This window comes from Pseudoalteromonas sp. HM-SA03, assembly GCF_002289345.1.
Classification (GTDB): Bacteria; Pseudomonadota; Gammaproteobacteria; order Enterobacterales; family Alteromonadaceae; genus Pseudoalteromonas.
Genome location: NZ_NSDG01000004.1, coordinates 75,526 through 93,154, shown reverse-complemented (window position 1 = coordinate 93,154; position 17,629 = coordinate 75,526). Strand labels below are relative to the sequence as shown.

Genomic DNA, 17,629 nt, shown 5'->3' with positions numbered 1-17,629 from the left:
GCCATCCCCATAGCTTGGTTGGGACTCCTTTGGCAACAGCGCGAGCAGTATCAATTTGGCTTGCGACAGTTAACCATCAGTAACGTTGTAAAAAACCAATCAATTACTTAACCGCAACAAACACAATACCCATTTAAGTAGGTAAACGTTTGTAGGGTATATCTATAAAGGTTAACTAACCGCTAAAACCGCGAGCCAAGTTAATCAACAGCACCTTCTGCTATTTGCTTGCAGCATATATACAACATTGCTGTAATCACTCACTGTCACTTTAACGCTTGAATATGGCAACTTTTTTACCATCCTTGTACGCGGGGGTGACGACATCAAAGTCTCAAATAGAGTTATAAAAAAGACCATATTGAAGCTGGTAAAACACACACAATTTGTATGGCTTCACATCAACAACTCGTGATCTGTACTAAAAAAGGCTAGCACAAGAAACTGATAAATAAACCTCTTATTAACAAAAAAGTAAATTTACCCATTACACAAGATTACATCGAACTATTTTTAGGAATTTTTTATTAGGTAGTAACAGGAAGGTTAGAACGATTTGTTTGTTTTTCAAACAAACATCTGTTTTAGAAACACTTTTGACAAAACTCAGAAATACAATTTGGTCTGATATCGAGGTAACGAAAATAAAACCAGTGCAAGTCTTATATTTTTGCACTGGTCTTATAGCATCAAACGATTACTTCAGCGAAGGTGAAGTAGTAAACGGCTTCACTCCTATCGCTTGGTAAATTTCAGCAGGCTTAAACGCTTGCTCACCTTTGATCACCAATGTCGCTTTTTGCAGTGTCGTTATGTCCTTAAGTGGATCACCATCGATCAATACTAGATCTGCCATTTTACCCTTGGTAATTGAACCAGTTTGATGTGCAACCCCCATCAATTTGGCGCTTTCTAGCGTTGCCATATTCAGCACATCAGCCGCAGGAATGCCAGCATCAACGTAAAGTGCTAACTCACGTATCAAGGTAAAACCTGCAATGTTATCCGTTCCAGGTACCATTGGAACACCGGCATCATAGAGCTTTTTCAGCATTTTTTGCATCGCTTCACCCGACTCTTGGTAGCTCAGTTTGAACTGTTCATCCACATGCATCTCAGCCCCTTTTAAACCACGAGCGAATGCAATTGGCATATGCTCTGAAATAGCAGCAAATTCTGGGTTGATCTTTTGATCTTCTGCCATCAATAAGCTTCTAAATGTAGATACGGTAGGATCCACAACAATGCGCTTATCGCTTAGTAGCTTGATGAATGCATTCATCTCTGGACTATCGAGTGATAAACCAGAGGCTTGCTCTCCCATCAGTGAGAACCGTTTTTGTGTTCTGGTATCCACTTCTTCACCAGCAAGGAAATTAAGGAACAGCATATTAATGTGCTGAATCTCATCATAGCCATTTGCAATGGCTTGCTCTGCCGTCATAAACGCAGGCACGTGACCGCTAAGTCTCAATCCACGGCGATGTGCCCGATCAGAAATAGGCTTTACCCAGTTAGGATCGATTGAAGAATATAGCTTCACTTGAACATAGCCATTATCGGCAAAGAAATCGACCGTCTCGAGCGCTTCTTCCAATGATTTCACACTTAAGCCTGCTGAGTTTTCGCTGAATTTATCCATAAAGCCAGCACGATATACACGAGAACCCAACACCTGATTGGTATTAAAGAGCGCTTCAATTTCCATAATATTGTCGTGCTCGTTACCCATGTCTCTAACGCTGGTAACACCATTCGCAATATTAAGAATACCGTTCTCTTTTGATAAATGACCGTGCATATCCCAAAGCCCTGGGATCAAGGTTTTCCCTTTTGCATCAAGGCTAGCTATGCCATTTTGTTTTTTAATATATTTAGCTATTTCTACAATCTTGCCATTTTTAATCAACACATCATGATTTTTCAGCAGTTTTTTCTGCTCACCATCAAAGACTGCAACATTTTCAATAAGTAATGCAGGGACATCATGTGTCAGCTTGTTGGCGAGGTTTTCTAGATGTTGCTGTTCAGCTTGTTTTTGGATAGCCTCAAGTTCTTCGAACTGTGCTTTGGTGTAGCCGTCGCGCAAGACATACATTGGTCCCCAACTTTGCGCGAAATAGTTACCATCGTCGTCATACCATGCAAAATTAGGAGTAAGGCTAAGGCCGCTCGTTACCAATAGATGAACGGTTTGTTCCCCCAACTTCATCGTCTTCATTTTTTCGATAAGCATTTTACCTTGAGGGTAGACATCTAACTCGTATTTATTATTTTGTAAAACGTAACGCATCGTCGCGTTATCTAGTGCAAGGTGGTTATTAGACGGTACGTAGAAATCGAGTGTAGCGTCAGCCTTAATGCCTGATTCATTGACGCTTTTCCACTGTGCAATACCCCTGTTATAGCTAAACGTTTCGTCAATTGTGGAGCCAAAAGCAGAACGCCCTTTAAGACTAAAATTGATGGGCAATCCTTTTTCATTCAACTTTAAGGTTTCATCAATTAAGATCCGACGGTTGTTCCAGCCAAACTCAATTTTGGCTTTATAGTTTTGCTCATCGATTTTTTCTTGAGTTAGCGTGCCAGCTAAGCCCTTTTCTGAGTAAACATTATTGATAATGGTGTCAGCAAATACTACCCAACTCTGCGTAGTTAAAAGCGCCGCAATGAGTGTCGTCAAGGTACTTCGCTTTGTTATTATTTTTGTCATGTTATTGTTCCTTAAATTTCCGTTTAACGACAATAATATTACATTAAGATAACAAAAAGCGAAGTGCTTTAACTGTTACAATTCGTGTTGATTTCACCACCAAGTCAGGCTTTTAGTAACCAGCTGCTTGGCCATCTTTCCTTGTTTCGGATGCACCATAGTAAACTCCAGTTTTACCATCTAGCATAATCGCTTGATAACCGCCATAAGGACCAACTGCTTCTTGTAATTTGTGACCCTTTTTTATCAGCTCTCTACGGGTTTCCATGGAAAAACCAGACTCGAGACTCACATACCCTCCATCAGTCATGATTTCACCGGTTGGCTGCGATGAACCACTATGCAAAATTCGAGGTGCATCGCCCGCTTCTTGTAGATTCATACCAAAATCAATCATGTTAATGAGGATCTGCGCATGCATTTGCGGTTGAGTCGCGCCTCCCATCACGCCATAACTCATCCATGGTTTACCATCTTTTGTGACAAAGGCAGGAATAATGGTGTGAAATGGTCTTTTTCTCGGCGCATAACCGTTGTAGTGGTTTTTATCTAACGCAAATAGCTCGCCTCTATTTTGCAAGACAAAACCAAGCTTAGCTGGAGTCATACCCGAGCCCATTCCACGGAAATTACTTTGGATCAGCGACACCATATTCCCTTCTTTATCGGCAGTTGTGAGATAAATGGTATCCCCTTCTGTAGGGCCTGCATGATCGCGTTTAGCTGCTTTATTTGGATCAATCAATGCACGCCTTTTATCTGCATACTCTTGCGAAATTAGCGTTGCGACTGGTATCTCATTAAAGTTTGGATCGGCGTAGTATTTTGCTCTATCCGCAAATGCAAGTTTTTTTGCTTCAACAAAGGTGTGAATATACTCTGAGCTGTCGAATCCCATTGTCTTGATATCATACCCCTCTAAAATATTGAGAATTTGCTGGGCGGCAATGCCCTGACCATTGGGAGGTAGTTCCCATAACGTATAGCCGCGATAATCAGCACTTACGGGGTCAACCCACTCACTGCGGTGTTCAGCCAAGTCTTGGTAACTTAAGTATCCACCATTGGCCTTCATGTAACGGTCGATTTCTTTAGCAATTTTGCCTTTATAAAAGGCATCGCGGCCTTTTTCTGCAAGTAACTCATAAGTATTAGCGAGTGCCGGATTCTTAAATATCTCTCCCTTTTTAGGCATTTCACCCTCAGGCATAAATACTTCTTTAAATCCGGAATATTGCTCACGAGCTGACACCGAGCGCTGCATGTAATAAGCAATCAACTCAGAAACTGGAAAGCCGCTTCTAGCGTAGTCGATACTGGGTTGAAGTAACTGTTTCATTGGCAGTTTGCCAAATTTGCTGTGCAGTTCAAACCAGCCATCGACCGCACCGGGCACAGAAACGGGAAGCGGCCCATAACTTGGAATTGTATCGCCTTGCTGCTGTAACTTTGCAAGCGAAAGGCTTTTTGGTGAACGCCCTGAAGCGTTGAGACCAAATAGTTTTTGTTGCTTCGCATCCCACACAATAGCAAATAAGTCACCGCCGATACCACAACCTGTAGGCTCCACTAAGCCAAGCATGGCATTGGCTGCAATTGCAGCATCTATGGCACTTCCACCTTGCTTCAAAACCTCGATTGCGACTTGTGTTGCCAGTGGTTGAGAAGTTGCCACCATGCCCTGAGTTGCAATAACCTCAGAGCGGCTAGCAAAAGCTTTTCCGGTGATCCTGTCATATGCGAGAGTCGCTGAGCTTACGGAAGCACAAAGCATACTAACCAGTGTGCACTTAACTACCCTATTCATTATTTTTCTCTTTTATTGTTTTCTTTTTAATCAATATAAAAAGCCAACTCACTTACAGCAATTCATTTGCGGTCAAAGCGAAAGAAAACGAGATTGGACCTAATGCGAAAACTCAACACTCCGTCACCATAGTGCTTGATCTGCCACAATAATATTCGCTCAAATTTGCTACAGGTTTTTACAGCTGGACTACACTAGTGTTGAATCACTCTGCAGCAAAAAGTAAACACGCTCATTAGCGCAAAAACAAGATCTACAGCCTAGGTAATGGCATTGAAATGAAAAATCTAATCAGAATCAGGGTAATTGAATTGGTTATTTATGAGTAATCGGGTTATTTCTATAAATTTAAAACAAACACTGACTTGGGGCACAGTACTCTGCGGCTTGGCGCTCTCGTCTCTTATTATCTCCATTTCATATGTGAGCCAGAGAGACATGCTGCTCGAAAGCTACGAGACAAAACTGAGACAAAATTTAACCCATTTAGGTAAGCATCTTTTCACTGAGTTTATGGAGGGCAACGATAATCAGATCAACCTGACCCTCGAGGATAATTATTCGGACAGTAAATATAAAGCACTCTTCCTTATTCAAGGAGAAACGCTCATCAACGAAACTCAACACTCAGCAATTGGACTACAAGTATTTAATCAAATTATCAGTCAGGCACAAACGACTGCTACGCTACGCACACTTGATCTCACTGTGACATTTGACCCTGATCAGCAGCACTTTCTCGCAGCTATTCCCATTTCATCTAAAGTACCCGTCGTTGAGTCCGCTGATTTAGTTAGGCTGGTTGCTATCTACGACGTAAGCGTCGTTTTTCTCTCATTAAGACAACAATTGATAACGAAGGCGAGTATTTTGGCAGCATTTTTAATACTCATCATTATCGCGCAACTAAGCTTTACTCATTACTTCATTCATAAACCAATCAAAAGGCTGATCCAAGTAGGCGATGCATTATCCACTAAGTCTTTGAGCACTAGAGCTGATATCGTGGGACATGGTGAGCTTGGAGTCCTTGCCAAGCAGTTCAATGTCATGGCGCAAACGTTAGAGAAAAACTGGCAACAACAATTACAAAATACCCAAGAATTACAGCACCGCCATGCACTTATCAATAGTGTTTTTAAGGCCTTACCGGATATTTTCTTTATAATCAATACGGACGGTATCATCTTAGAATGCCATACCGGAAAATCAGACGACTTGTATATGTTGCCTGAACAGTTTATCAACAAGAAAATGGCGGAGGTACTGCCATCCCACGCAGCAAAACAATTTAGCCAAGCCATCAAGTCTGCCAATCAGCGCCACCAATTAACCCAAATAGAATATCCGCTGACAATTGCTGAACAAGCGAAACTATTCGAAGCTCGGTTATCTCCTATTCCAGGAACAGATCAACTGGTTATTGCAGTGCGAGATATCACCGAGAAAAAGCGTCAAGAAGAAGTCATTTTACATCACGCTTTTTATGACTCATTGACCGATTTACCAAATCGCTTTTTAGCGATGGAGCGACTAGCACAGCAACTGTTTGATGCCGAACGCAACGATGAGCTTGCGGTAGTGTTTTTTATTGATTTAGATGATTTTAAAAGGATCAATGATTCACTCGGACACGAAACAGGCGATCAAATTCTCATCGCTTCGGGGGGAAGGCTCAAGCAATCGCTACGTGAGCAAGATACAGTGTCACGTCTGAGTGGCGATGAATTTATTGTATTGATGGGAGGATTTAAGCACACTGCAGAAATTACTTCTGTTGCCGATATGCTCATCAAACTTTTTCACCACCCCATTATTGTCGACGATAAAGATTTTAATATTTCAGTCAGTATCGGCGTTGCTATCTATCCTTTAGACGCGAACTCCCCCCAAGAGTTACTTAGCTGCGCTGATACCGCAATGTACAATGCCAAAAGTAATGGTCGCAACAGCTACTGTTTATTTAATCAAAAGATGAGTCAACGGTTATCTCGGCGCATTGAAATTGAGGAAGCACTACGCGTAGCACTGAATGAAAACGAGTTAGAAGTGTTTTACCAACCTCAATTTTATATTGAAGACAGTGATGTATTTGGCGCGGAAGCTTTACTCCGCTGGCACAGTAAAACACTGGGCAATGTCTCTCCTGCGGAGTTTATTCCCGTTGCGGAACAAAGCGGTTTGATCATCGACATCGGATTGTTTGTACTCTCAACGGCTATTAGCCAAGCACACCAATGGCAGCAACACTTAGACTCCGACATCCGCATCGCAATCAATTTATCGCCCAGACAGTTTAAAGATCCTAACCTACTGAAACAGATAGAGCTATTAGTAAAAGACATCCCGATTGCCAATCGCTTTATCGAGTTAGAGATCACTGAAGGCGTATTGATCTCTGGACAGGCACAGGTAAAACAGACCCTAACTCAATTACATCAGCTAGGATTTAAATTATCTTTGGATGATTTTGGTACGGGCTATTCATCACTGAACTATCTCCGTCACTACCCCTTCGATTTACTCAAAATAGACCGCAGTTTTATCAGCGATATGCTCACCACTCACGAGTCTAAAGCGTTAGTTAAAACCATTATTGCTATGGCGCATAATTTATCGATGAAAGTAGTCGCTGAAGGCGTGGAGACGCTGGAGCAATTGCGTTTATTGCAGCAGCTGGAGTGTGATTTTGGTCAAGGATATTTGATTAGCAAGCCGCTTTCTGCTGCACAATTTGAAACCTTTTACCACACTAAGATCGAACCAGTTAAGCGCTCTTCTTAGCAAGAAAAACAAACTTTAAAAGCAACATCGTCCCCCGAATATCCACTTGAGATAATAAATCAGGGTAAACACAAGACTAATAAAAATAATATGTTAGTATTGCAAGGCAGTGTAAGGATTTTGAATCATGAATATAGAGTTACTAGTTAGCAAAGCCAAGCAAGTATGTGACAACCGTGGTGCACGATTTACTCCTATTAGAGAAAAAGTATTTAGACTACTCGCCTCTAAACAAGGTGGCGTTGGCGCATACGACTTACTTGAAGAGCTCAAGTTGACAGAAGCGGCTGCAAAACCAGCTACCGTATATCGTGCCTTAGACTTTCTTTCTGAGTTGGGTTTTATCCATAAAATAGAAAGTACTAATGCGTTTATGCTTTGCCACCACTTCGACCACACACATCCAGTGCAATTACTGATCTGTGATAGTTGCGGTAACGTTCAAGAGTTACACTCAAACACGATTTCGCATGAACTGAACAGCCTAGCTGCAGAAACCGGATTTGTGGTTACAGAGCAAACCATCGAGGCTCATGGTCGTTGCGAAAAATGTAAAGATTAAGTGCAGTGAGTAAAAAAGCCCACTACACTTATCACTAAGAGCGACACTAATTTATTAAAAATGCGTAAGGGAAAGTCCATATGAATGTAGAGTTCATCAACCCCTTTTTATCATCTCTAATCAATGTATTGGCTACAATGGCGCAAACAGAATTGACGCCGGGTAAGCCAAAAGTGAAGAAAGACGAAGTCGCACAAGGTGATGTATCGGGTCTGATTGGCATGGTTGGTCCACAGACAAAAGGGTCATTTTCGATCACCTTTGAAGAGAGCCTAGCGCTAACCATTATGGAGCGTATGCTTGGTGAACGCCCAGATTCCATTAATGAAGACGTCACTGATATGGTTGGTGAAATCACCAACATGGTCACTGGCGGTGCTAAAAACCTGCTCGGCGAAAAAGGCTACGAGTTTGATATGGCAACACCGGTTGTCGTTTCAGGTCCAGGCCATACCATCACCCATAAATGTGATGGTCCTAAACTTATTATGCCATTCACCTCTCCTGACGGTGATGCCAATATCGAAGTCAGCTTCGACAAACTCGCCTAACAGTTAAAAACACACGTTACTTTATGAGTTGGACTCAAAAACAAATTACCTTGAAGCCTCGAAAACGAGGCTTTCACTTGGTAGACGACGAGATTATCTCGCAGCTTCCAGAACTCCATGACTATCGTATAGGGCTGCTGCACCTGTTTATACAACACACCTCCGCCAGCCTAACAATTAATGAGAATGCCGACCCAACGGTACGTATGGATATGGAAAGCCACTTTAATCATTTTGTACCAGAGAGGCAAAGCTACTACCGCCATGACTACGAGGGCGATGACGATATGCCTGCACATATCAAATCCAGCACCTTAGGATGTGAAGTAACGATCCCCATTTCTGAGGGCCACCTGGGTTTAGGTACTTGGCAAGGTATTTATCTCGGTGAGCATCGTGACCATGGGAGCGCAAGACGCGTTATCGCAACGCTTCAAGGTGAAAGAAAAGGCTAGACGCTCGCCACTTAACCCTCGATGTATTCGTAGCTTACTCTTGGGGTGACGTTACACAGCAGCTCATATGGAATAGTATCTGCACATTGCGCTATTTCTTCTACGGGCAGGTTTGGTCCCCACATTTCTACTTCGTCACCAACTTGAATGCCATTAGGATTATCACCAATATTCACACTGATCATATCCATAGACACGGTGCCAACTATGCCGTAACGCTGGTTACCAATAACCACTGGAGTGCCGATTTTAGCGTGTCTGNCTCCATAGCCAACACCAATAACGGCGAGATAGGTGTCCTGTTCACATTGCCAACGTCCGCCATATCCCACCGCCTGACGCGCTCTCACACGCTTGATGGCAATAACTTTAGTGGTCAAGCGCATGACTGGCTTTAAACCATGTTGCTGGCCAACACGCGTAAGCATAGGCGAAACGCCATAAAGCATTAGGCCCGGACGGATCCAGTCGCCATGAGATTCAGGCCAACCGATGATCCCCGCGGAGTTTGCCAAACACAATGGTGCATGACTTTGACCAACTAAAGACTTAAATAGCACTTGTTGTACTTCGGTTTTATTGTCTTTGATATCATCGGCACAAGCAAAGTGTGTCATTAAATGGATTTTATCAGCAACATTTTTTGAGCGCTTAAGGCGGGCATAAAATGCTTCAAACTCTTCAGGCTCAACGCCGAGACGATGCATACCGGTATCTACTTTTAGCCAAACCGTGAGCGGCGCATCTAAATTAGCACGCTCAATGGCTTCAAGCTGAGAAATGTCATGCACTATGGTTTGCAAATTATTGGCAAGTAGAATGGGTAAATCAGAAGGATGAAAAAAACCTTCCAACAGGACTATTGGTTTAGTAATGCCACCTGTTCTAAGCGCGAGCGCTTCATCAACTCTCGCCACAGCGAATGCATCCGCATCTTGCAAATGCTGAGCTATTTTAACCAAACCATGACCATAAGCATTGGCCTTAAGCACCGCCATAATCTTACTTTTTGGCGCCAGTTTTTGCGTCAGCTGTAGGTTTTCTCTCAGCGCGGTTAAATCTATTTCAGCACTCGCTAGTCGCATTTCACTACTCAATTGACGGTTAATATTCGTCGTCCATTGCTGGACCCGCATAGTTATCGAATCGAGAGTATTGACCTTGGAAGGTTAACCTAACCTTACCGATCGGACCGTTACGTTGCTTACCTATGATGATTTCGGCCGTGCCTTTGTCTAGGCTATCGTCGTTGTAAACTTCATCACGATAAATAAACATGATTAAGTCGGCATCCTGCTCGATAGAGCCTGATTCACGTAAGTCAGAGTTTACTGGGCGTTTATCTGCACGTTGTTCTAGCGTACGGTTAAGCTGAGAAAGCGCGATAACTGGACACTGCAGCTCTTTGGCTAGTGCCTTTAATGAACGAGAAATTTCAGCAATCTCAAGCGTACGGTTGTCCGAAAGGCTCGGTACGCGCATGAGCTGCAAGTAGTCCACCATGATCATGCTGATCCCACCGTGATCGCGTGCAATTCGTCTCGCGCGTGAACGCACATCTGTTGGCGTAAGACCAGATGCATCATCTATGTACATCTTGCCTTTTTCCATCAGTAAGCCCATGGTAGATGACAGGCGTGCCCAATCGTCATCATCTAATTGACCGGTACGTACCTTGGTTTGGTTGATACGGCCGAGTGAAGCGAGCATCCTCATCATGATCTGCTCTGAAGGCATCTCTAGCGAGTAAATCAGTACCGGCTTATCTTGCGTCATCGCGGCATGCTCAGCCAAGTTCATCGCAAATGTGGTTTTACCCATCGACGGACGCGCTGCGACAATGATCAAGTCAGAAGGTTGTAGTCCTGCCGTCATCTTATCTAAGTCGCCGTAGCCTGTACTTACCCCGGTAACACCATCTTGTGGAGATTGGTAAAGTTCTTCAATTTTATCAACCGTTTTCTCTAGGATGCTGTGAATACTTTGCGGACCTTCAGTGCTTTTAGTGCGCTGCTCAGCAATCTTAAATACCTTGCTCTCAGCTAAATCTAACAGCTCATGGCTATCTCGTCCCTCAGGATTAAAGCCTGCCTCTGCTATTTCATTCGCCACACCAATCATTTCGCGAACAACCGCACGCTCACGGACGATACTCGCGTATGCATCAATGTTTGCAGCACTTGGCGTGTTTTTAGCAATCTCAGCAAGATAGGAGAAACCACCTATGGTTTCTAACTGATTATTCTTTTCTAGATTCTCAGATATCGTGATTAAGTCGATAGGCTGACTAAGCTCTACCAGCTTCTCCATTGCTTCAAAGATCAGCTTATGGGTTCTGGTATAAAAGTCATGAGAGACCACCAATTCCGCAACACGGTCGAAGGCTTCATTATCTAGCATCAAGCCACCGAGCACAGATTGCTCAGCTTCAATTGAGTGCGGTGGAACTTTTAAGGTATCGACTTGTATATCTGGTTTAGCCATATCACAACATTGAGAAATTGAAGGCCCTCTATTGTATCTGGTCTACCCATAAGTGCAAATAACAAAAGGCCAGAGTTTGGGGGAAACCCTAGCCTTTTGTTGTTCTTACTGCTCTATTGCTTCACTAGTTACGCTTTAGCTCAATATTGCCGCTAACGGTATCGATTTCTACATCTGCATTACCACCGTTAAGCACAAACTCGAGTGAACGAGCTGGGCCATATTTGGCTTTTTTAACTTGCTCTGAACTTAGCTCATTGGTGATATGGCCACCTGAATGCGCGTTGATTTCAAACCTTGCTGATACATCTGCTGGGAAATAAAGCTCAATATCGCCACTAACACTGTCCATATTTATATTGGCGTTATCCAGTAACTTTGCTGCATATACTGCTATTTCGCCGTTAACGGTAGATAAGCGTAAGTCTTTTAACTCTGCCATCTTCAACTCGACTTCACCATTGACGTTTTCTAAGCGCAGCTCAGTTGCGGTAGTTTGCGTTTTAATTTCGCCATTAACGGCGTTAAATCTTAGCTTACCGCTCGAAGCGATATCTTCAATGTCCCCATTGACGGTTTCAAACTGAATATTGCCATCTAAGTCACGACTATCAATATCACCATTTACTGTTTCTAATGCAATTTTACCGCTGATTTTACTCGCTTTAATATTACCGTTGACCGTTTTGATACGGGCACCTGCCGTTAAATCCGCAGCTTCAACGTCAACCACCACTCCTTCAAAATTTAATTCACTGCTACGCGGCATGTAAATGGTGAGTTTAGAGCCATCACCACTGCCCCAACTTTTATAGCGTCTTGGCATCTTCACGATAAACTCGGTTACCTCACCAGAGGTTTCTAGTTTATAACCCTCGGCTTTATCGTCTAACTCACCTGTCACTTTAAAAACGTTTTTATTCCATGTTTTTATCGTTACATCACCGCGCTGATTCTCAATGACAACTTTACCATTTGCAGGGACCGACAGTTCTTTATCGATAGATTCTCCGGCGAACACTATCGCAGGTAGCGCCGCTAGGCCAATAATTAATGCTTTCATCCTAATTCTCCTAAATGTGTTGCCAACGAGGTTGGTGAACCTTATTGATTAAGTCGAGTTGCTGCTGATAAACCTGAGCTAACATTTTTAACAGCGCAGCGTTCTCAGGATCTTGCTTTAAAGACAGCTTGATCGCTTGTTCCGCCTGCTCGAGCTCTTGCAATTGTGTCTGCCAATCAGAAGTCAGCGCTGGCTGCGTTTCATATTGAACCAGTAAAGACTGCTTTTGCTGCTCAAAAAAAGCGCTAATGTTAGCCAGTGAGTCTTGCTTGGGCTGATTCATAATGACTTGCCAAGCGAGTAAGCCCGCAATAGTACATGCCGCAATACCAGATAACTTTTGCCAATTATTTTGCTTTGGCGACTGCATCGGTTGTGCTTGATTGATTGCACGCTCAACGCCTTGCCATAAGTCACGTTGTGGCTTTGGCTGCGACTGTTCGTCATTCAGTGCGGTATGCATAAATTCATCAAAAGATGGTTTAGTCATTGTTGTACCACTCCTGTAATAAGTTACGTGCTCGGTGATATTGCGACTTACTCGACCCGACGGCCATGTTTAACATATTGGCAATTTCCTCGTGGCGATACCCTTCGACAGCATGTAATACGAAAACCAATCTGGCACGTTCCGGCAATCTAACAATGAGTTTATCTAAGCCATTTAGCTCACCTAGCTGCTCAGCACCTTGCTCATCCAGTCCGGACTGCTCAAAGCTTACAACCTTTTGTAACCAGTTTTTTTGCTTTCTAAGATAGCTGATAGCAATATTACTGGTCACACTATGAAGCCAAGTCGTAAACTGTGATTGCCCTTTAAATTGGTCTATTTTTTGCCACAATTGCACAAAAACTTCCTGACATGCATCTTCTGCATGAGCGGGGTCAGCGAGCAGTCTAAGACATAATGCATATACGCGACGGTGATGTTGCTCAAATAGTTCGCGAAATGCACCTTGGTCCCCTTGCTGGCATCTAGCCACTAGCGCATCAGTTTGTTCTTGTGTAAATGCCTCTTTGGCATTAATTATCATGCGTCTGTTCCTTTGGGTTGATTCCTTCATCTTCGCATATCGAATGAAACAAACAAAGTCACCAACGCTCAATTGCCAATTTCTACTTTTTTATAAAGTACTTATTTAGACGCAGGCGAAATTAGAAATGGTTTAAAAGGGTTGGAAAAAATTTTACTTTTTGTATTTGGCAACAAAAAAGTGGAGCGTTGGCGCTCCACTCAGGAAAGTTACTCAGCGCTTTTATACCAGTTGTATTAAGTAAATGATCTATCTTGAAGCGGAGAAATAGCTTTAGTAGCACCGCTCTCGCGTCCTGCTACCGCTAAGGTACCTATATCCATATAGGCAAGGCAAAAATTTTGCTATTTAGTTGTTCTAAATGAGAAATTTTTAACGAAGCTAATATGCTATTTCACCCTTCAAATTGATTAGAGAATTAATTCAATTGGTATTAGCTTCACTCTCGTCTGCTACTTGGTATGGTTTATAGTGCCAGCCCTTAAAGACTAATTTCGGCTTTTGTCCAGGCGGCTGTACACCAACACCAGCATTTTTCAATGCTTGGTCAAAGTGGATCCCTGTACCACCGGTACCAGTAATCGATGCCCCACGAACCGTGCCGTAAAGCTGCCCACTGCCGTTCAACAGAATAGAAGTCAATGGTGAATAAATAGCAGCATATAGAGAAGAGGCGCCGCTAAATACAAAACCATTAGGGCCATCAAATGATGAATACACACTAAAAACCGGCAGCTTGCTCTTCTTCGTTAAGCCTTCTTGCTCAGCAATAACCTTAGCACTTGCGCCAATAGAAACTTTGCCAGTGGTGAACACGGTCAGAGAACTTTCTTTTTCTATCCAGATATGGGTGTTGCCAGTTAATGTGAGGTCACCATCAATCAACCAAATCACATCACCACCAGAGATCTTGATCTTGCCGTCAGATCCTAACTTCAACCCTTTAAATGGAAACGCAAGCTGCGTTTTTTCTGTCGCAGTGCCTAGGTTTTGATCCACCCCTTGAAATAAATAAATGGTGTGCTCTTTTGCAACATACACGCTCGAGCCATTACGCTCATACACTGCTTGTTTTGGTTTAAAGTGTAATATTTGTTGCGCGCCTACATTTAGAGGAGTGAATCGATTACGAGGATCGATAATGCTATCCATATTAAAAGGCAACGCCAAAGGATCACACTCTTTATTAGGCTTTGCAGGGTCATAGTCAGGAGAGTCAGGATCGTACACTTTTACCGGTTCAACCACTAAATCTGCTACTCTAAATTTAGCATCGGAGTAATGCACACCATCTTGAACTTGCAAGCCAGTATCTTTAAATTGACCACTGCCAGTATATTGAATATCGAACGCATCACCATTTTGGTTGAGGATCTCAGCGCCCCACTCCATTTTCGCGTCACCCATTGCACGTACATAACCTTGGATCTTGCCGCCTCGATGTGTAAAAAAGCCGCGGCTATAGACATTACCTTCCACCCGAATACCACTCGATGACGGCGAAATATCTACCCCGGTATTTGATCTAACGTCACCCAAAATCGGTGAAGAACCTTTTAAGTAAATCACACCAGATGCTTCAACATCGCCTTTAATCGGAGAGTGACCTGATAGCACTACATCTGCATCGCCTACCACAGTGTGTACATCACCATCATGGCTTTTTGTTTCTTCGTAAGTGCCTTTCGATGAGTCATAGCTATCGACAGAGCCACTACCAGATAGATTCACACCTTTACAGCCAGTAACCGCATTTTGGAATATGGACTCTTTCGCTGCTGGCTGTAACTCGAAGCGCGCAACTAGTCGATGGTTCGCGTGCTCACCATGACGCTGACCTAAGCTTTCGATTTCAAATTCATTGCCATTGGCATTAACCGAGATCTGATATTGTGAATCAGAGATCGTTCCACTACCCGTTTTACTAATACCATTTATCAGCGCATTAACATCTTGCGGGTTGCCACTTAACGCCGCATCCAACTTTTGACGATATTCTCTGATCCCTTGTTCAGCCACTAATCTTGCATTAATGTCTTTTTGGAAGTTACCACTTAATCTTTCTTGTACAACACCTTCCTTGAGAGAAGCGAATACCACAACGCTAGCCATGCCGCCGAGCAGCATCACTTTAACCAGTGTAAAACCTTGTTGTTGTTTCATTGTATTAGCTACCTAATCCAGCGTAAAAATTCATCTGTATGCCTGCACCGTATTGTGTCGGAAAACTACTACCTTGTATTGTGATTGTAATTAACTGACCACTGGCATCGGTTGCAAACGCGAGTCCAGTTACCCCTTTCAAAAGATTGATATCACCAGTGCCACGATCGCACACTAAATACCCATCTTGTAAAAAGTAGCGTTCAGTGTANTAGGTACGCTGCCATCACAAGCGGGCACCCCAGCCAATTGGCGGATCGTAATATCGGTCGCCGTCACAGTAGGGATTTCCTGAGTTTGCTTGATGCTGCGCATCATCACTCGATTGGTATAGCGAACGATCTCTTGCGATGTTGCGAGCTGTTGGCTTGTCGTCACCGTTTCTTTTATTGACGTGTATGACGTTGCAATCCCCATAACCAATACTAACCCCACAACCATCGCAACCATGAGTTCCAGTAAGGTATATCCCTTTATCTCTTTCATGAGCCTCCTCCTGGCGGTGGAGAACAAGTATCCGCAACCTCTGGGTAACTGGTAGTCAAAGAAATTTGGTTTTCAGCGGGGTTTTTTACCCGCTTATCTTCCCAGCTCACCGTAAGCTGCATGTTATTGCTATAGGTCGCAGGCAGCACTAACGTAAAGCGACTGTCCACTGGATGCAGCTGTTGAATAACTGGATTAGCGAGCGTCATATCATTGTTGTTATGTTGCAACTCACATAACAAAGGCCATATTCTCTCAATTGTATTTTGGCCATGAATTAACGCCATCGTGTATTGAAAGCTATTGGAGGCAAACTGTAATGACTTAAGCTGCGTCGCAGCAAGACCTAGTAACATTAGCCCAGCCACCAGCATTGACACCACGACTTCAATGAGAGAAAACCCCTTACTTAACTGCAATTTTGTTCCGCCTCAGCTAACCAACTTTGACCGCTGACCAACACACATAAACGATAATCCTGAGTATTGGCAATGTTGTCGGTGATCAATATATTGTTTGTTGCCAGCACTTCGCCACTTTCACGCACAACTTGGTCGGCAAGTGCCACTTCTATCGAGCTATGTTTAATAGAAAACCGCCCCACTTCGGTCAATTGACCATTCTCATTAGTTTTCACAACCCAGTCGCTGTCTTCAACAACTAGTGATACCTGTTGCTCACGCCGAACCGCTTCACTTCGGGCTAAGCGATATACCGCCTGCAGTTGATTAGCATGCGTTGTGAGTCTGTCTTGCTGAATTTGCTTTATAAAACTTGGCGCAGCTATCGAAGCTAAAATTGCAAGTATTGCCATGGAAATAAGCAGCTCAAGCAAGGTAAACCCTAAGTATCTATTGCCAGCAGTCATTGTTCTTCGGTCCCTGTTCACCAAGATGGTTGATACTTAGTACACCACACCTGTCAGCCGCTTGTGCTTTTCCCGCTATTGGCGTGGCTGTAAATTGATACCCCAAGTTACGGTATTGCCCAACTGCGCCATTTGGTTTATCAGTGGGAATATATTTAAACGTGTAGAATGTAGACTNCAGGTCTGTAAGTAAACTCGCATCAGGGTAGCCACTATTACGGCTGTATATGCGCTCAATCACACCTGCCATTTCCAACATTTGCTGTTGTGCTTGCGAACGACGTCCATCCTGAACGTATTCCACATATGACGGATATGCCACGCTGGCTGTGATCGCCACTATTGCAACCGCAATTAATAGCTCTGTAAGCGTAAAACCTTTATTTACCGACATTTAATTATTCCACCACTAAATTGATAGCGCTGTCATTTTATTCCACCTTATGACAGACAAAAGACAAAGAAAAGGGTTAACCTATAATATGTAAACATAACATGGAGCGAAAGTTTCTAAAAAGGAAACTTATTACACCACATTACAATAGTATTGCCTTTTGATATAAGGCAAACTTTGAGCGAGAGGATCATCCATGTCACACCTTAAATTGGTATGAATAAGATTATTATTATGATTTTTCTTTGAAGGGTTACTTAATTCA

At 43.1% G+C, this 17,629-nt stretch carries 16 protein-coding genes; 4 read left to right on the top strand and 12 right to left on the bottom strand.

The features are described from left to right. Positions 1-697 precede the first annotated feature (697 nt). Positions 698-2,713: an amidohydrolase family protein gene (locus tag CKO50_RS01110; protein WP_095726665.1), complete on the bottom strand. Its 2,016-nt coding sequence runs from the start codon at positions 2,711-2,713 to the stop codon at positions 698-700. Between the two features lie 112 nt (positions 2,714-2,825). Next, complete coding sequence (gene ggt / locus CKO50_RS01105) at positions 2,826-4,520, bottom strand: gamma-glutamyltransferase (RefSeq protein ID WP_095726664.1); 1,695 nt, start codon at positions 4,518-4,520, stop codon at positions 2,826-2,828. A gap of 321 nt (positions 4,521-4,841) precedes the next feature. Between ggt and CKO50_RS01095 the strand changes: the two genes are divergently transcribed. From CKO50_RS01095 to CKO50_RS01080, 4 genes are all read left to right on the top strand, one after another. Continuing rightward, positions 4,842-7,304 (top strand): EAL domain-containing protein, encoded by a 2,463-nt coding sequence (locus CKO50_RS01095; protein WP_255228854.1) that lies wholly within the window; start codon positions 4,842-4,844, stop codon positions 7,302-7,304. 127 nt (positions 7,305-7,431) lie between these two features. Beyond that, positions 7,432-7,866: a zinc uptake transcriptional repressor Zur gene (gene zur / locus CKO50_RS01090; RefSeq protein ID WP_010368795.1), complete on the top strand. Its 435-nt coding sequence runs from the start codon at positions 7,432-7,434 to the stop codon at positions 7,864-7,866. An 80-nt stretch (positions 7,867-7,946) separates the two neighbouring features. Next, positions 7,947-8,417 (top strand): chemotaxis protein CheX, encoded by a 471-nt coding sequence (locus tag CKO50_RS01085; protein ID WP_095726662.1) that lies wholly within the window; start codon positions 7,947-7,949, stop codon positions 8,415-8,417. Positions 8,418-8,440: 23 nt separating this feature from the next. After that, entirely contained in the window at positions 8,441-8,872 is a 432-nt protein-coding gene (locus CKO50_RS01080; RefSeq protein ID WP_095726661.1) for a secondary thiamine-phosphate synthase enzyme YjbQ, read from the top strand. 11 nt (positions 8,873-8,883) lie between these two features. On the opposite strand, the gene alr is transcribed toward CKO50_RS01080, so the two are convergent. From alr to CKO50_RS01030, 10 genes are all read right to left on the bottom strand, one after another. Next, positions 8,884-9,957: an alanine racemase gene (gene alr / locus CKO50_RS01075; RefSeq protein ID WP_095726660.1), complete on the bottom strand. Its 1,074-nt coding sequence runs from the start codon at positions 9,955-9,957 to the stop codon at positions 8,884-8,886. A 19-nt stretch (positions 9,958-9,976) separates the two neighbouring features. Then, positions 9,977-11,356, bottom strand: a complete 1,380-nt coding sequence (gene dnaB / locus CKO50_RS01070; RefSeq protein ID WP_010368799.1) for a replicative DNA helicase — start codon at positions 11,354-11,356, stop codon at positions 9,977-9,979. A gap of 124 nt (positions 11,357-11,480) precedes the next feature. Next, positions 11,481-12,419, bottom strand: a complete 939-nt coding sequence (locus CKO50_RS01065) for a DUF4097 family beta strand repeat-containing protein (RefSeq protein WP_095726659.1) — start codon at positions 12,417-12,419, stop codon at positions 11,481-11,483. Between the two features lie 10 nt (positions 12,420-12,429). Then, positions 12,430-12,909: a hypothetical protein gene (locus CKO50_RS01060; protein ID WP_095726658.1), complete on the bottom strand. Its 480-nt coding sequence runs from the start codon at positions 12,907-12,909 to the stop codon at positions 12,430-12,432. Then, positions 12,902-13,453, bottom strand: coding sequence for an RNA polymerase sigma factor (locus CKO50_RS01055; RefSeq protein WP_095726657.1), 552 nt, complete (start codon positions 13,451-13,453; stop codon positions 12,902-12,904). Before CKO50_RS01055 ends, CKO50_RS01060 begins: the two co-directional genes overlap by 8 nt. A gap of 423 nt (positions 13,454-13,876) precedes the next feature. Further along, the gene (locus CKO50_RS01050) at positions 13,877-15,616 is read right to left on the bottom strand and encodes a polymer-forming cytoskeletal protein (RefSeq protein WP_095726656.1); all 1,740 of its coding nucleotides are present in this window, start codon (positions 15,614-15,616) and stop codon (positions 13,877-13,879) included. Positions 15,617-15,790: 174 nt separating this feature from the next. Beyond that, positions 15,791-16,102: a PilW family protein gene (locus CKO50_RS24325; RefSeq protein ID WP_255228846.1), complete on the bottom strand. Its 312-nt coding sequence runs from the start codon at positions 16,100-16,102 to the stop codon at positions 15,791-15,793. Beyond that, a complete protein-coding gene (locus CKO50_RS01040) occupies positions 16,099-16,521 on the bottom strand; it encodes a prepilin-type N-terminal cleavage/methylation domain-containing protein (RefSeq protein ID WP_095726655.1) in 423 nt (140 codons plus the stop codon). Before CKO50_RS01040 ends, CKO50_RS24325 begins: the two co-directional genes overlap by 4 nt. Beyond that, positions 16,512-16,970 carry a GspH/FimT family pseudopilin gene (locus CKO50_RS01035; protein WP_010607092.1) on the bottom strand — a complete coding sequence of 153 codons (459 nt, stop codon included), beginning with the start codon at positions 16,968-16,970 and terminating at the stop codon, positions 16,512-16,514. Before CKO50_RS01035 ends, CKO50_RS01040 begins: the two co-directional genes overlap by 10 nt. Continuing rightward, positions 16,954-17,364 (bottom strand): type IV pilin protein, encoded by a 411-nt coding sequence (locus CKO50_RS01030; protein ID WP_095726654.1) that lies wholly within the window; start codon positions 17,362-17,364, stop codon positions 16,954-16,956. The genes CKO50_RS01035 and CKO50_RS01030 overlap by 17 nt, the downstream gene beginning before the upstream one ends. Between the last annotated feature and the right edge of the window lie 265 nt (positions 17,365-17,629).

What these genes read in the sequence shown, in the direction of transcription:
- CKO50_RS01110 (WP_095726665.1), bottom strand. Translation starts at nt 2,713, where the DNA reads ATGACAAAAATAATAACAAAGCGAAGTACCTTGACGACACTCATTGCG.
- ggt (WP_095726664.1), bottom strand. Translation starts at nt 4,520, where the DNA reads ATGAATAGGGTAGTTAAGTGCACACTGGTTAGTATGCTTTGTGCTTCC.
- CKO50_RS01095 (WP_255228854.1), top strand. Translation starts at nt 4,842, where the DNA reads ATGAGTAATCGGGTTATTTCTATAAATTTAAAACAAACACTGACTTGG.
- zur (WP_010368795.1), top strand. Translation starts at nt 7,432, where the DNA reads ATGAATATAGAGTTACTAGTTAGCAAAGCCAAGCAAGTATGTGACAAC.
- CKO50_RS01085 (WP_095726662.1), top strand. Translation starts at nt 7,947, where the DNA reads ATGAATGTAGAGTTCATCAACCCCTTTTTATCATCTCTAATCAATGTA.
- CKO50_RS01080 (WP_095726661.1), top strand. Translation starts at nt 8,441, where the DNA reads ATGAGTTGGACTCAAAAACAAATTACCTTGAAGCCTCGAAAACGAGGC.
- dnaB (WP_010368799.1), bottom strand. Translation starts at nt 11,356, where the DNA reads ATGGCTAAACCAGATATACAAGTCGATACCTTAAAAGTTCCACCGCAC.
- CKO50_RS01065 (WP_095726659.1), bottom strand. Translation starts at nt 12,419, where the DNA reads ATGAAAGCATTAATTATTGGCCTAGCGGCGCTACCTGCGATAGTGTTC.
- CKO50_RS01060 (WP_095726658.1), bottom strand. Translation starts at nt 12,909, where the DNA reads ATGACTAAACCATCTTTTGATGAATTTATGCATACCGCACTGAATGAC.
- CKO50_RS01055 (WP_095726657.1), bottom strand. Translation starts at nt 13,453, where the DNA reads ATGATAATTAATGCCAAAGAGGCATTTACACAAGAACAAACTGATGCG.
- CKO50_RS01050 (WP_095726656.1), bottom strand. Translation starts at nt 15,616, where the DNA reads ATGAAACAACAACAAGGTTTTACACTGGTTAAAGTGATGCTGCTCGGC.
- CKO50_RS01035 (WP_010607092.1), bottom strand. Translation starts at nt 16,970, where the DNA reads ATGACTGCTGGCAATAGATACTTAGGGTTTACCTTGCTTGAGCTGCTT.